This window comes from Neisseria sp. CCUG12390 (assembly GCF_047837985.1).
GTDB lineage: Bacteria > Pseudomonadota > Gammaproteobacteria > Burkholderiales > Neisseriaceae > Neisseria.
Genome location: NZ_CP181244.1, coordinates 406,964 through 421,114 on the forward strand (window position 1 = coordinate 406,964; position 14,151 = coordinate 421,114).

The 14,151-nt window shown below is 53.3% G+C and carries 12 protein-coding genes; 3 read left to right on the forward strand and 9 right to left on the reverse strand.

Translation table 11 applies throughout. The features are described from left to right. Positions 1–438 (forward strand): ExbD/TolR family protein, encoded by a 438-nt coding sequence (locus ACM67E_RS01985; RefSeq protein ID WP_416191974.1) that lies wholly within the window; start codon positions 1–3, stop codon positions 436–438. Between the two features lie 339 nt (positions 439–777). On the opposite strand, the gene ACM67E_RS01990 is transcribed toward ACM67E_RS01985, so the two are convergent. The 8 genes from ACM67E_RS01990 to ACM67E_RS02025 form a co-directional block, all read right to left on the reverse strand. Then, a complete protein-coding gene (locus ACM67E_RS01990) occupies positions 778–1,536 on the reverse strand; it encodes an ABC transporter ATP-binding protein (protein WP_416191975.1) in 759 nt (252 codons plus the stop codon). Positions 1,537–1,655: 119 nt separating this feature from the next. Next, positions 1,656–2,609: an iron chelate uptake ABC transporter family permease subunit gene (locus tag ACM67E_RS01995; protein WP_416191976.1), complete on the reverse strand. Its 954-nt coding sequence runs from the start codon at positions 2,607–2,609 to the stop codon at positions 1,656–1,658. Between the two features lie 430 nt (positions 2,610–3,039). Continuing rightward, positions 3,040–4,008, reverse strand: a complete 969-nt coding sequence (locus tag ACM67E_RS02000; protein ID WP_416191977.1) for an ABC transporter permease — start codon at positions 4,006–4,008, stop codon at positions 3,040–3,042. A gap of 161 nt (positions 4,009–4,169) precedes the next feature. Further along, positions 4,170–5,156 carry a siderophore ABC transporter substrate-binding protein gene (locus ACM67E_RS02005; protein WP_416191978.1) on the reverse strand — a complete coding sequence of 329 codons (987 nt, stop codon included), beginning with the start codon at positions 5,154–5,156 and terminating at the stop codon, positions 4,170–4,172. 207 nt (positions 5,157–5,363) lie between these two features. Beyond that, positions 5,364–6,074, reverse strand: coding sequence for a hypothetical protein (locus tag ACM67E_RS02010; protein WP_416191979.1), 711 nt, complete (start codon positions 6,072–6,074; stop codon positions 5,364–5,366). Between the two features lie 115 nt (positions 6,075–6,189). Next, the gene (locus tag ACM67E_RS02015) at positions 6,190–6,996 is read right to left on the reverse strand and encodes a siderophore-interacting protein (RefSeq protein WP_416191980.1); all 807 of its coding nucleotides are present in this window, start codon (positions 6,994–6,996) and stop codon (positions 6,190–6,192) included. Positions 6,997–7,264: 268 nt separating this feature from the next. Continuing rightward, complete coding sequence (locus ACM67E_RS02020) at positions 7,265–8,200, reverse strand: alpha/beta hydrolase (protein ID WP_416191981.1); 936 nt, start codon at positions 8,198–8,200, stop codon at positions 7,265–7,267. Positions 8,201–8,290: 90 nt separating this feature from the next. Then, positions 8,291–10,477, reverse strand: coding sequence for a FepA family TonB-dependent siderophore receptor (locus tag ACM67E_RS02025; RefSeq protein WP_416191982.1), 2,187 nt, complete (start codon positions 10,475–10,477; stop codon positions 8,291–8,293). A gap of 421 nt (positions 10,478–10,898) precedes the next feature. Here ACM67E_RS02025 and groES point away from each other — a divergent pair, with 421 nt between their 5' ends. Together groES and groL are read left to right on the forward strand one after the other, a co-directional pair. Next, positions 10,899–11,186, forward strand: coding sequence for a co-chaperone GroES (gene groES / locus ACM67E_RS02030; protein ID WP_416191983.1), 288 nt, complete (start codon positions 10,899–10,901; stop codon positions 11,184–11,186). A 172-nt stretch (positions 11,187–11,358) separates the two neighbouring features. Beyond that, on the forward strand, positions 11,359–12,993 hold the full coding sequence (gene groL, locus ACM67E_RS02035) for a chaperonin GroEL (protein WP_416191984.1): 1,635 nt from the start codon (positions 11,359–11,361) through the stop codon (positions 12,991–12,993). Between the two features lie 689 nt (positions 12,994–13,682). Here the strand turns inward: groL and ACM67E_RS02040 are convergent. Then, the gene (locus ACM67E_RS02040) at positions 13,683–14,123 is read right to left on the reverse strand and encodes a TIGR01244 family sulfur transferase (protein ID WP_416191985.1); all 441 of its coding nucleotides are present in this window, start codon (positions 14,121–14,123) and stop codon (positions 13,683–13,685) included. Between the last annotated feature and the right edge of the window lie 28 nt (positions 14,124–14,151).

Consider the following 14,151-nt stretch of genomic DNA (forward strand, 5'->3'; position numbering starts at 1 on the left):
ATGGCATTCGGTTCGATGAATTCCGGTGATGAAGATGCGCCGATGTCCGACATCAACGTCACGCCGTTGGTTGACGTAATGCTGGTGTTGCTGATTGTGTTCATGATTACCATGCCGGTGCTGACACACTCGATTCCGTTGGAGCTGCCGACCGCTTCCGAGCAGGCGGCGAAGAAAGATACGCAGCCTAAGGAGCCGTTGCGCATTACCATCGGTTCAGACGGGGCGTATTACATCGGTGCGGATTCCGCCAATAAAATCACGATTGAAAATGTGGCGGCGCGTTTGAAAGAAGCCAAGGCGGAGAATGAAGATACCATTGTTGCGATTGCCGCCGATAAAGCCGTGGAATACGATTACGTCAACAAAGCCCTAGGTGCGGCGCGCGAGGCCGGTATCAGCAAAATCGGTTTCGTCACGGAGACCAAAGCGGAATAAAAACTTACTGTTTTTTACAGGCCGTCTGAAAAAATGCCGAACTAAAGCTGGAGTATTTAGTCTAAGCATTTCAGACGGCCTGTTTGTATGATTCAGTCAAAATTCTGCAACATCAGCCGGTTAGAATCATTACACCTGATAAAAAGGATGGCAAATCATGATTTTATTGAACGTAAGTTTGGGATTGGTGGCAGCCGTATCCCTGTTGATGTTGGTTTCCATTGGTTTCGGTTTGGTGCACATGGCTGTGATGATGGCATCGCAGCAGGATTTCTAAATAATCGAAAGTTTTAAAAAGGCCGTCTGAAAAATTTTCAGACGGCCTTTGTGTTTGCACAATCACACGTGATGCACCACCAGTTTCTTCCCGTCATAGTCCAATACGTCCACATCCATATCAAACAGATTCAGAATATTTTCTTTGGTAAACACGTCGTTAGGCTCGCCTTGGAGCGCGACTTGGCCGTTTTTCATTGCGACCACATAATCCGCATACGCCGCGGCTTGGTTGATGTCGTGCAAAACCACGACGGTCGTGCGCCGGTGTTCGTGAGTGAGTTGCCGCAAAAGCTGCATCAGCGCGCGGGCGTGATACATGTCGAGATTGTTCAGAGGTTCGTCCAGCAGCACATAATCCGTGCGTTGGCAGAACACCATCGCAATCATGGCGCGCTGGCGTTGGCCGCCGGAGAGTTCGGTCAGATAGCGGTTGGCAAACGGCTCGAGTTGGAACTGGTGCAGCGCGTTTTCGACAATGGCTTTATCGTTTTCAGACGGCCTGCCCTGATGGTAGGGATAACGGCCGAACATCAGCAGATCGCGCACGGTGATGCGGCTCATGATGCTGTTTTCCTGCGTCAGAATCGACAGCGTTTTGGCCAGTTCGGCGGTCGGTGTGGCGGTGATGTCTTTGCCGCCGTAACTGATTTTGCCCTGCGACAGCGGCTGCAAACGCGCCATAAACGACAGCAGCGTCGATTTGCCCGCGCCGTTGGGACCGATTAGCGCGGTAATGCCGCCTTGCGGGATTTCAAGCGACACGTCGTTCAGGATAAGGTTGCTGCCGATTTTGTGGCTGACATTTTCGATTTTAATCATGGGTTTAAGGTTATTGAATTTTGGGAAACGGGATTTTCAGACGGCATGGCGGCGGGTATTCTGCCTGATTCCATACAGGCCGTCTGAAACTTTCCGGCTTTCAGACGGCCTCGTCGGTTTTATGCTTTTCTTTTTAAAATCAACCATAAAAACACCAGACCGCCGGCGAATTCGACCACCACGCTCAATACGGCCTGCATTCCTAAGAAATGCTCGAACACGGTTTGGCCGCCGACCAGCAGGATGCCGGCGGTGCAAAACGTCATCGGCAGGCGCACGGCATGTTTCATGGTCGGTGAAAAATGGTTGGCCAGCGCAACGACCAAGAGGCCGAAGAAGCTGACGGGGCCGACCACGGCGGTGGCGGTGGCGACCAGCGCGGCAATCCACAGCAGCAGCCACAGCGTATTGCGCGAATAGTTGATGCCCAAATTAATCGCTTGGTCGCGCCCGAGCATGTACACGTCAAGGCGGTGGCGTTCGCGCCAGACAAACACCATGCTGGCGAGCAGCACCACCGCGCCGATGGTAATCAGTTGCGGATTGACGCTGTTGAACGAGGCAAACGTGTAGGCCTGCGCCACGGCAAATTCTTCGGGGTCAATCATGCGCTGCAACAATGATGCCAAGCTGCGGAACAGAATGCCGAAAATCACGCCGATCAAAATCATGCGCGCCAAATCGCGACCGCCCTGTTTCATCAAGGTGGCAAACAGCAGCATCGAGCCACCCATCATCAGCACCAATTCCAGCGAGAATTTGCCCAATATCGGCAGCGAAGTGAAACCAACGCCACCCAACACAAACACCAGCAAGGTTTGCAAAAATACATACAGCGCATCAAAGCCGAGTATCGACGGCGTGAGAATCGGGTTGTTGGTCAGCGTTTGGAACAATAGGGTGGACACGCCGACGGCATACGCCACCAGCAGCAAGGCGGCCAGTTTGGTCAGGCGCAGGGGCAGGGCGAAATCCCAGTTGCCGTTGACGTTGTAGGTCAAAAACAGGGCGCAGCAGCATATTAAGAGAAAAAAAGAAATGAATAATTTGGTGTTATTTTTGAATAGTTTCATGATTTTCTTCAAACGATATTCTGGCCATTTTTTTATAAAGTCGGAGTGCTCTCGTATCCATTTTTCAGGAAGGCATTCCAATCCTAAATTTGAAATATAGGCCGATACTGCTATCCAGATAGCCAATATGGGATCCCCAGGAACTTGTTTGCCCATAATAGCGGTCACAACTTCCGGAACAATATACGCCAAACCGATAAAATAGATGACAGCCCATATCAATAATAGTATTAAATACCACGATGGTATAAGGGCTTTAAGATAGAAAATAATAATTTTGTGAAACCATGCAATAGCATTGCCAATAAGAATACATTGAAAATACACCCTATATTGACAATCTTCGCCAGTAATCATTAAGAAAAATACTGGGATCAAAAGCAGAAGCCATGTTAGATAAAAAGCCCATCTTTGACGGCGCAATAGTTCTTCAGACGGCATGAGCAGGTTTCCTTAACAATAATCCCAAGAACAACACCGTGCCGACCACGCCGAAAATCACCGATACCGGAATTTCAAACGGAAACACCACCAAGCGGCCGATAATGTCGCACAGCAACACCAGCGATGCGCCCATCAAGGCCACGGCCGGCAGGCTTTGGCGCAGCTTGTCGCCCATCAGGCGGCTGATGATGTTGGGCACGACCAGACCGATAAACGGAATATTGCCCACCGTGACCACCACCAGCGAGGTAATCAGCGCGACGATAATCAAACCCGCCCAGAGGATGGTATTGCGGTTCAAGCCCAAGTTTACGCTCACGGTTTCGCCCAAGCCGATAATAGTAAGCTGGTCGGCAATCAGATAGGCAAACACCGCCAGCGCACCGGTAAGCCACAATAATTCGTAACGCCCGAGCAACACGCCCGAAAAATCGCCTTGCTGCCACACGGTCAGCATTTGCAGCATATCGGTTTCATAGGCGATGAATACCGCAACCGATTCAATCACGCCGCCGAAAATAATCCCCACCAGCGGCACCATCAGTTGCGCGGTCGGCGGCAGGCGGCGGATTAAGGCCATAAACACCAACATTCCCACCATCGCCGCCACTGCCGCGGCCGACATTTTTACCAGCAGGGCGGCGGAAGGCACCAGCAACGCCATCAGCAGCAAACCCAAAGACGCGCTCTGACTCGCGCCCACCATCGACGGCTCGACAAAACGGTTGCGCATCAGAATCTGCATAATCATGCCCGCCACCGCCATCGATGCGCCGGTCAGCACAATCGCAAACGTGCGCGGCAGGCGGCTGGTCAGCATCAACTGCGTGTTGTCGGACATGTCGAACAGGTTTGTCCAATCGAAGCTGGCCACGCCGACCGACAGGCTGCCGACAAACAGCACCGTCAGCGCGAGTATGCTCGCAAGGTTTAAAAATAAAGGGTTTTTGAACATCGGTTTAATCAGGAGAAAGTGATTCGTTTTATTTTCAGACGGCCTTTGCCGGATATAAAGGCCGTCTGAAAATAAAACGGAAAGAAAAACCTGCCGGTTTGCCCGAATATATTTCAGACGGCCTTTGCAGAACCAAAGGCCGTCTGAAAAATCAAATGCGTTTATTTGGCCGCATTGAAGGCATCGGTTACCTGCTTGCTGGCGTTGAGCAATTCCTGCGCGCCGCCGGCGGCCAGATAGGTTTCAGGCACCAAGTAAACCACCTGGCCTTTTTTCCAGGCATTGGTTTCGGCCACCAACGGGTTATCCAGCACATCTTTCGCCGCTTGGCCTTGCTCGCCGATGGCCGCGCCGCGGTCAAGTACAAACAGCCAATCCGGATTTTTCTCTTTCAGGTATTCAAAAGTAACCGGCTGGCCGTGGCTGCCTTCTTTGATGGCTTCGTCCACCGCAGGTACGCCGATGTCTTTATGCAGCCAGCCGCCCAAGCGCGAAGTCGGGCCGAAAGCCGACATTTTTCCGCCGTTGACGATAATCACCAAACCTTTGCCTTTGCCTTCGGCCGCTTTTTTGGCGGCGTCAAAAGAAGCGTCGATTTCCGCTTTCAGCTTGTCGGCTTCCGCTTGTTTGCCGAAGATTTGGCCGAAGGCGTCAATACGCTCTTTCGCGCTTTCTTTCAGGTTGGCGGTGTCGGCGGTCATCTCGATGGTCGGCGCAATCGCGTTCAACTGGTCGAATGCTTTGGCGGTACGGCTGCCGATGATGATCAATTGCGGTTTGTAGCTGTTTAAGGCTTCAAAGTTCGGTTCGAATAAAGTACCCGCAGGCTGGGTGTTTTTCAGGTAGTTGCCCAAATACGGAAGCAGGTTTTTGGTGCTTTCCACCGACATGCCCGCCTGCACGCCCAATTTTTGCAGCGTGTCGGCCATGCCTAAATCGTAAACAGCGACGCGCTCGGGATTTTGGGGAACCTGCACATCGCCGCGCGCGGTTTTCACGGTCAGGGTTGAACCTTCGGCTTGAGCGGCAGGTGCGGCGGCAGAAGCCCCCGAAGCGGCAGGCGCAGCAGGTGCGGCGGCATCCTGTTTCGGTGAACACGCGCTTAAGGCCAGCGCGCAGCATACGGCCAAAGAAGTTAAACGTAACATTAAAGCATCTCTCCAAAAAATGAATGTGCGGTAGGGAAAATCAGGATGCAGAAAACGGTTGGGAAACTGCATCAATGATGAGAATGGTTTTTTTTTATTCTCTCATAAAGTCTGTCGTTTTGCCAAGCCGTCCGGCATGACCGGTAACCGGATGAAGGCCGTCTGAACATGATTTTCCGCTTTTCAGACGGCCCGGGCGTACAAACCTTATTTGGATTTGGCGAAGAAACGCTCGTCCACCGCAAAACCGCGCGGGTTTTGCGGCTTGGCGACGTCGAATTCGCGGAATGTGCTGTTGACTCTGGCGGACACGGTTTTGCCGTCAATCACGGCAGAAGCGTCCAACACCACACCGCCGCCGCTGCGTTCGCCCGTCTGCATGTCCGGCAGTTCCAAGCGGCTTAGTTTCAGGGAGGTTTGGCCGATTTCGACATCGTTGCCTGCGATTTGTTTGCCACGCGGACGCGTTTTGTCTTCCGCTTTGAATGCCGGTGCATCAATGCCGGCATCGTCAATCACCGCCATATCCAGCAAACGCGCCCGGGTCAACTGCATTTTGCCTTTTACCACCGGAATGCCGACCAACACTTTGGTGCCGCGGTGAATGGCACGGTTGTCGCTCCAGGCCGTTTGGCCTTCGCGCGGGGCGCGTGCGGCGTGGTTCAGCGAATACGCGCGGCTCATGAACATGATTTTGTAGCCCGGGATAGGACGCACGCTCTTGCCGTCGGTAATGTCGGCCAGCAGTTGCGGCGCATTGCCTTGCGCATTACCGACAATACGGGCGGATGTGTCCATTATCTGCAAGGCGCGCCCGTCAATCGACACATCCTGCCGATGGCCGAAACCGGCGGCGACGGCGGAAACGGAAGCCGTACACAATGCGGCGGTTGCGAATAAAGCGGTCGGATTTTTCATTTGTTCTCCTTTGTGCGGTGCTTAAAGCGGTTAAAAGTATCGATACGGTTCGTGAGGCCGTCTGAAACCTTATTTTGAATTTCAGACGGCCTGTGTTTAAGCCGGTAAGTCGGGTTTATTCCGAATCGCCGTCCATAAAATCGTGGCGTTTTTGATGGTATTTTTCCTCGGCTTCGCCCAACCGCCAATACGGTACGGCGTAGCATTGTTTGACGGAAAGCCGCCATTCTTTACGCGCCAAATCGCGCAATGCGCCGACCATTGCGGCTTCTCCGGCAAACCATACATAACAGTCGTTGCTGTCCGGGCGGGCTTGGCGCACTTTCCCGACGATGTACGGGTATTGTTCCGGTGCGGCGTAAACGGTATGCACGCGTATGCCTCGCGGATGGCGGAAGGTGGCGGGCAGGGTCTCGTTTTCGGGCAGCAGCACGAACACATGGCCGCGCGCACCGTCATCCATATCCAGCAGCATGGATTCGATGGCGGGCAGGGCGGTAAGATCGCCGACGAACAGGTATTCGGCGGCGGGCTTGAGCATTTCGTCGCGGCCGCGCGGTGCACTCACGCCGATGGTTTGGCCGGTTTGGACATGTCCGGCAAACGCGGAGGCCGGGCCGTTGTCGCCGTGCAGCACGAAATCGATGGTCAGCGTATTGGTTCGGCGGTCAAAATCGCGCACGGTGTAGGTGCGCACAAACGGGCGCGGCACGCCTTCCGCCCATTTCGGCCCGGCTGGCGTCATTTCGGGAAAGTCCGGCACGGTTTGCCCGTCGGCAGGCAGGAAGATTTTTAACGGCGCACCGTTGAAGGTGTAAGGGTAATCGGCCAATTCTTCGCTGTGGAAGACGATGCGGCGCAAGTGCGGGCTGACATCCTGCCATGAAGCGACTTGCACGAGGCGCGGGCGGTTGGGGTTCATGTCTTTTTCCTTTTGGTGTGTGGGTTTCAGACGGCCTTTTGTGCGGCAAGGCCGTCTGAAAGGGAATAGGAATCGTAGGTACGGTTAGCCGTCCCAAGAGGCGTAACCGTACGAAACCCTATCAAAATATGTAATGCCGTCTGAAAAGTTTTAATAAAACGAATTTTGGACGGCGTTGTCATTTTTATAAAATTTGCAAACGTGCGTACGGTTACGCCGTTTGGGGCGGTTAACCGTACCTACACTTTCTCAGGCCGTCTGAAAAACATTATGGTTCGGCGGCGATTTCCAACGCATGCATAAACGAAACCGGCAAAATACCGCCGTGATCCAATTCGGGATAGCCGGTAAATTCGGCGCGGATGTCGTTTCGGGCGGACAATTGTTCGGTTAGTTTTTTGCCGGCATCGCTCGGCAACTGTGCGGCGGCTTGCTGCCGTGCGGCCAAGCGGGCGGCTTGTCCGGGTGTGAGTTTGGCGGTATCGCGCCTGCGTTTGCGCTGGCTTTGTTCCACCAGCAAAACGCGGTTGCGGAACAGCCCAGGCCGTCTGAAAGCGGTTTGGTATTGCCGGTACAGGCTGCCTTGCCGAAACCATAAAGCAGGATCGGCGGCGATATAGTGGGTGAAACTCTGCGGTGCGTTCAGAAGCGTATAGAGCACAAACAATCCGCCGTAGGAATGTCCCCACAGGATTTGCCGTTCGGGATTCAGGTTCACGCGCGCTTCGATTTGCGGACGGATGGCGTTGTTGACCAGTTGCAGAAAGTCTGCCGCACCGCCGTGGGTGAGCGAGGTGTCGGTGTCATCGGCGAAAATCATACCTTTTTCATCAGGCGGCGTGTAATCGTGGGCGCGGGCGGCGGTGTCGAAACGCAAATCGGTGTCGTAGCCGATGAGCACCAGCACGGGCGGCTGCTTGAGCGCATTTAAGCGTTGCGGGGTCAGGTTTTCGGTTAAGGCGTTGCCGTCGAGCGCGTACAGTACGCTGCGGCCTTGCGCGGGCGCAGCGGTTTTCGGGATGCCCAAATACACGCGGTAACGGCGTTTGCCGTCGGCGGATTGGAAATTCAGCGTCTCAAAGCGGTAGCGGCTGTCCGGCGCGTAAAGCGGCGCGGTGTCTGATTTTTTGCTTAAATCAGGTGCGGCTGCGGCGAATCCGGCGGCGAACAGCAGGGCGAAGAACAAAGGAAGTTTGGGCAGCATAGGGTTTATCCGCTTCTTTGGTTCGGAACAAAGGCCGTCTGAAAGATAAACGGAGCAAACCAATCTTTCAGACGGCCTTGATTCGTCGGTTTAGAAACCTACTTTCAAGCTGCCGTAAAAGGCGCGGCCGTGTTCGTTGTAGGTACGTGCGCCTTGGCCGGTACGGTAGAGCTGTTTGTTGCCGATGTTGCTTATGCCCACGCGCACGTTGGTCTGTTTGTTGAACTGATAACCGGCGTTGATGCCCCAAATACCGTAGCTGCCGATTTCTTCCTGCGACAGGCCGGTACGGGTTTCCGTGCGGTTAACGGCAACCGGGCGCGGTTTCTGACGGCCGTAGTGGGTGAACGTCAGGTTGGCATCCCATTTTTCGGTGGGCGTCCAAGCCAAGGTGCTGTTGACGGTGTGTTTCGGCACCAGCGACAACGGGTTGCCTTGGTAGTCTTCCGATTCTTTCATGTAGGTGAAGTTGTTGCTCCATTTCAGTTTGTCGTGCAACGGAATAACCAAGTTGCCTTCGAAGCCGGAAATGGTGGCTTTCGGCGTGTTCGACCATTGGTAAATCGGATTGCCGATGTTGCTGGTGGCCATCACGACATCGCCGATGGCGATTTTGTTGCGGTAGGCATTGTGGAAATAGGTGGCAGATGCCTGCCAGCCGTTGCGGTTGAATTCGACCCCCAATTCTTTGTTGATGCTGGTTTCCGGTTTCAGATCGGCATTGCCCATGTAATAGCAGCGGACGGTGCTGCCGATATTGGTCGGACAGCCGTTGCCGCGCGTGTAGAGAATGAAATCGGGGTTGGTCTGATAGAGGTTCGGGGCTTTATAGGCACGGGCGATGCCGCCTTTGACCGTCCAGTACCGGCCGATTTGGTGGGAGAAGTTCAACGCGGGGCTCCAGTTGTTGCCGCTGTGGCTGTTGTGGTCGAAGCGCAGCGAAGGAATCAGGCGGGTGTTGTCGGTCAGCGAGATATTGTTTTCGGCATAAACCGCCCAGTTGCTTTGGGAAGTTTTGCCGTCGCGCGTTGCGGAAATGCCGTCGAAGACATCGGTTCGGCCTTGGTCGGTAAAGCCCTGCGAATTGGAAGATGCGTCGTCCAGCTTGCTCTTACTGTATTCGGCACCGACGGTCAGTACGTTCGGTACGCCGAGTTCGAACGGAATATAGGCCTCGCTGCTCAATCTGAAGTTTTTCAAATCGCTGTCGGTATAGTTTTTGCCGTTGTAGCTGCCCTCGGGGCCGCCCGCCAGCGCTTCGGGAAGACGGCTGTTGGTGGTGCGTTCGTGGCTGATGTAGCTTTTCGTATCGCCCCATTCGTAGCTGCCGTCATGGGTAAGCGAGAAAGCGGAACGGTAAATGCGGGCTGTCTCTGCTTTGCCGTTGGCCAATTCATCAATCAAATCGGTGTTGGCCGGATGCAGTACGCTGTTTTGCGTGTCGCCGTTATAGATGTTGCCTTGGCGGCTGAAGCTGGAGTCGAAGGTCAGGCTGTTGTCGGGGTTGATTCTCCAGTGGAGCCGGCCGGCAATGTCACGGTTGCGTACGCCTTCCACGCCGGCAGAAGCCAAATTGCCGGCGGCGTGTTGGTTGATGTCGCGCGCATCGGCTTCGGTTTTGGCCGCACTGCCGTAGAGGCGGAAGGATAATTTGTCTTTGACAATGGGGCCGCTGACGTTGAAACCGATGCGGTTGGTTGCGCCTTCGTCATCGTCTTGCGGCTGATTGGTGTAGTAGTTGACCGAGCCTTTCAATTCATTGGACACTTTTTTGGTCACGATGTTGACCACCCCGCCCATGGCACCGGAGCCGTAACGTGCGGCCGCCGGGCCGCGCAAAACGGTGATGGATTCGATTTCTTCGGCCGGCACCCAATTCGAATCGCCGCGCGTATTGCGTTCGCCGCGCATGGAAATACGTTCGGCATTGCGCGACGTAACCGGCTTGCCGTCAATCAGAATCAGCGTGTTTTCAGGCCCCATGCCGCGGATGTCGATTTGGCGTTTGTTTCCGCGCTGCCCGGTGGCGGTATTGCCGGTCAAGTTGACGCCGGGCATGGTGCGGACGAGTTCGGAAATGTCGTTGACAGCAGGACGTTTGCCGATGTCGTCGGACGAGATGCGGGAAACACCGAGCGACTGCTGTAATTGACGTTCGGCGGTAACGTAGACAGTATTCATTTCCACGGACTGTTGCGCTTGCGGCTGGTCGTCGGCGTAGGCAAATGCGCAGGCCAAACTGAATGGCAGCAGCGCAAGGCGGGATGGGTGTTGCATATTTTCAAGCTCCGTTGCGGTGTGGACAGGAAATCAAGTGCATCGATAGATTCACGGCGGCAGTAAAAATGACAGCTCTTTAAATGATCTACGGATAATTTTATTTGCATAATTATTGTGTAAATTTCAGATAAATCATCAGTTTGAATAAATGAAATTCTCAGAATTATATTATAAAAGATAACAATTATCAAAAATAATTTAGAGAATCTATAACAATAATCCAAATGGATGCCGTCTGAAAGGCAGAACCTTGCGGTTTTGGGCTGCGGCATCGGTTCGATTTCGATTTTTGTACAGAAAAATTCTGCCGGAGGGCTTGAATTTTGCGCGGGTAACCTTATTTTCAGGTTCGTTGAACAGATATCTTTGTTTTATCTGTACATTTAAAACCAATGTCAAACATTTTTGGAGAAGATACATGACCATTCGTCCTTTACACGACCGTGTAGTCGTAAAACGCGTTGAAGCCGAAGAGAAAACAGCCTCCGGCATCGTTCTGCCGGGTGCGGCGGCTGAGAAGCCCGATATGGGTGAAGTGGTTGCCGTGGGTGCGGGCAAAGTAGGCCGCGACGGCCAACGCCGTGCGCTGGATGTGAAAGTCGGCGACAAAGTGATTTTCGGCAAATACAGCGGCCAAACCGTCAAAGCCGACGGCGAAGAGCTGTTGGTCATGCGCGAAGAAGACATTTTTGCGGTAGTGGAATAATTCAGGCCGTCTGAAAATTACCGTAGCTTGGGTTGCAAACCCAATTCAGGTCATTCCCCGGTTGTGTCGGGTTTTCGACACGACCTGCATTTAATACTCAAAGGCCGTCTGAAGGCGGTGTCTGTTTTTCAGACGGCCTCAAATGATTCATTTATTTCTCTGGAGCTAAAACATGGCAGCAAAAGACGTACAGTTCGGTAACGAAGTCCGCCAAAAAATGGTCAACGGTGTCAACACCTTGGCCAACGCAGTCCGCGTAACTTTAGGCCCTAAAGGCCGCAATGTGGTGCTTGACCGCGCATTCGGCGGCCCGCACATCACCAAAGACGGCGTGTCCGTAGCCAAAGAAATCGAATTGAAAGACAAATTCGAAAACATGGGCGCGCAAATGGTGAAAGAAGTCGCTTCCAAAACCAACGACGTGGCCGGTGACGGCACCACCACCGCAACCGTGCTGGCACAAGCCATCGTGGTGGAAGGCATGAAATACGTTACCGCCGGTATGAACCCGACCGACCTGAAACGCGGTATCGACAAAGCCGTCAACGCTTTGGTTGACGAGCTGAAAAACATCGCCAAACCTTGCGACACTTCCAAAGAAATCGCCCAAGTGGGTTCGATTTCCGCCAATTCCGACGAACAAGTCGGCGCGATTATTGCCGAAGCGATGGAAAAAGTCGGCAAAGAAGGCGTGATTACCGTTGAAGACGGCAAATCTTTGGAAAACGAATTGGATGTGGTAGAAGGCATGCAGTTCGACCGCGGCTACCTGTCGCCATACTTCATCAACGACGCGGAAAAACAAATCGCTGCGTTGGATAATCCGTTTGTGTTGCTGTTCGACAAAAAAATCAGCAACATCCGCGACCTGCTGCCAGTGTTGGAACAAATCGCCAAAACCAGCCGTCCGCTGCTGATTATCGCCGAAGATGTGGAAGGCGAGGCTTTGGCGACTTTGGTGGTGAACAACATCCGCGGCATTCTGAAAACCGTGGCCGTGAAAGCACCGGGCTTCGGCGACCGCCGCAAAGCCATGTTGCAGGACATCGCCATTCTGACCGGCGGCCAAGTGATTTCCGAAGAAGTCGGCTTGTCTTTGGAAAAAACCACTTTGGAAGATTTGGGTCAAGCCAAACGCATTGAAATCGGCAAAGAAAACACCACCATCATCGACGGCTTCGGCGACGCAGCCCAAATCGAAGGCCGCGTGGCAGAAATCCGCCAGCAAATCGAAGTGGCGACCAGCGATTACGACAAAGAAAAACTGCAAGAACGCGTGGCCAAATTGGCCGGCGGTGTGGCGGTCATCAAAGTCGGCGCGGCGACCGAAGTGGAAATGAAAGAGAAGAAAGACCGCGTGGAAGACGCGCTGCACGCAACCCGTGCCGCCGTTGAAGAAGGCGTGGTGGCAGGCGGCGGTGTGGCTCTGCTGCGTGCGCGTTCCGCTCTGGAAAACCTGCACACCGGCAATGCCGACCAAGATGCAGGCGTACAAATCGTTTTGCGCGCCATCGAATCTCCGTTGCGTCAAATCGTGGCCAACGCCGGCGGCGAACCGAGCGTTGTCGTGAACAAAGTGTTGGAAGGCCAAGGCAACTACGGCTACAACGCAGGCAGTGGCGAATACGGCGACATGATTGAAATGGGTGTACTCGATCCTGCCAAAGTAACCCGTTCCGCGCTGCAACACGCCGCGTCCATCGCCGGCCTGATGCTGACTACCGACTGCATGATTGCCGAAATCCCTGAAGACAAACCGGCTATGCCTGACATGGGCGGCATGGGTGGAATGGGCGGCATGATGTAAGGCCGTCTGAAAAATTCAGAGTACGAAAGAAAAATCCCGCACGGTTTCGCTGTGTGGGATTTTTTATAGTCGTTTGAAATAGAAATAAGACAAGGCGACAGCGACCGCCGTGTATACCGAGTACATCAGGGAGCTGGCAACGCCGTATTATTTTTATTTCAAACGACTATATATGGTTGCGTTTGCCCGAACCGAGATGGGAAATTCAATATCAACGCGTTACTTGAATACTGTTTCAGGCCGTCTGAAAAACAGAGTAACGAATGTTTTCAGACGGCCTTGTAGGGTTTGGGAATACCTTTAAAGAAAGAGAAAAAGCCGAGATTTAAAAGCCGTTTTAATTTATGTAAGTCTGCTGAATTTTACCCGAACAGACGAAAATCCAAACCTGACGGTTTCGGAAATATTTGAAAACGGCATGAGCATGAACCTTCAAATTTTGTCTAGCGGATTTGCAATAAACGGCGGTCTGAATTTCCTGACAGATTATTCGGTTTTGCAAAAAAACAGGCCGTCTGAAAATTTGCAGGGTGGGCACTTGCTGCCCACGCTGTCCGATAGATTTCCCCAAATCTGCCGATTTGCAAGAGAATTTTGACCGTGTGTGCTTGAAAGCAACCCCTACCGCGGTTATGGCTGCCGGTAAAATCGCAAAGGCCGTCTGAAAATTTTCAGACGGCCTTTGCGGATTACTGAATCCCGTTTTCCGCTGCGGCTTGTAAGCGCGTTTCAAAATTAGTCAGGTCGATACCGGCTTGCAGTGCGGCGGCTTTTGCTTCTTCGACACTCATGCCGTTTTGCACTTGGTGGTAAGCCCAAAGCAGCGAACTGCGCGTGCCGGTGCGGCAGTAGGCCAATACAGGTTTGCCGGTTTGCTGCAGTAAATCTTGAAATGCGGCGACATCGGACGCTGTGATGTTTGGCGCGGTAACGGGCTGGTGTTTGAAAGTGGTAATGCCTTGTGCCGACAGCCATTGCCGGACTTCTGCCGTTGGCGGCTGGCTGTCTTCTTCGCCGTCGGGACGGTTGCAGATGACGGTTTGGATGCCCAGTTTTGCGGCTTCTTCGGCATCTTGTTCGGTCAGTTGCGGCGAAACGTATAAATTTTCGCTCAATTTCAAAATAGCCATGATTTTCCTTTCTTGGATTTTCAGACGG

Excerpts from the sequence above, each read along its gene's own strand:
- groES (WP_416191983.1), top strand. The coding sequence starts at position 10,899 with ATGACCATTCGTCCTTTACACGACCGTGTAGTCGTAAAACGCGTTGAA.
- ACM67E_RS02000 (WP_416191977.1), bottom strand. The coding sequence starts at position 4,008 with ATGTTCAAAAACCCTTTATTTTTAAACCTTGCGAGCATACTCGCGCTG.
- ACM67E_RS02015 (WP_416191980.1), bottom strand. The coding sequence starts at position 6,996 with ATGAACCCCAACCGCCCGCGCCTCGTGCAAGTCGCTTCATGGCAGGAT.
- ACM67E_RS02025 (WP_416191982.1), bottom strand. The coding sequence starts at position 10,477 with ATGCAACACCCATCCCGCCTTGCGCTGCTGCCATTCAGTTTGGCCTGC.
- groL (WP_416191984.1), top strand. The coding sequence starts at position 11,359 with ATGGCAGCAAAAGACGTACAGTTCGGTAACGAAGTCCGCCAAAAAATG.
- ACM67E_RS01995 (WP_416191976.1), bottom strand. The coding sequence starts at position 2,609 with ATGAAACTATTCAAAAATAACACCAAATTATTCATTTCTTTTTTTCTC.
- ACM67E_RS01990 (WP_416191975.1), bottom strand. The coding sequence starts at position 1,536 with ATGATTAAAATCGAAAATGTCAGCCACAAAATCGGCAGCAACCTTATC.
- ACM67E_RS02020 (WP_416191981.1), bottom strand. The coding sequence starts at position 8,200 with ATGCTGCCCAAACTTCCTTTGTTCTTCGCCCTGCTGTTCGCCGCCGGA.
- ACM67E_RS02010 (WP_416191979.1), bottom strand. The coding sequence starts at position 6,074 with ATGAAAAATCCGACCGCTTTATTCGCAACCGCCGCATTGTGTACGGCT.
- ACM67E_RS02040 (WP_416191985.1), bottom strand. The coding sequence starts at position 14,123 with ATGGCTATTTTGAAATTGAGCGAAAATTTATACGTTTCGCCGCAACTG.
- ACM67E_RS01985 (WP_416191974.1), top strand. The coding sequence starts at position 1 with ATGGCATTCGGTTCGATGAATTCCGGTGATGAAGATGCGCCGATGTCC.
- ACM67E_RS02005 (WP_416191978.1), bottom strand. The coding sequence starts at position 5,156 with ATGTTACGTTTAACTTCTTTGGCCGTATGCTGCGCGCTGGCCTTAAGC.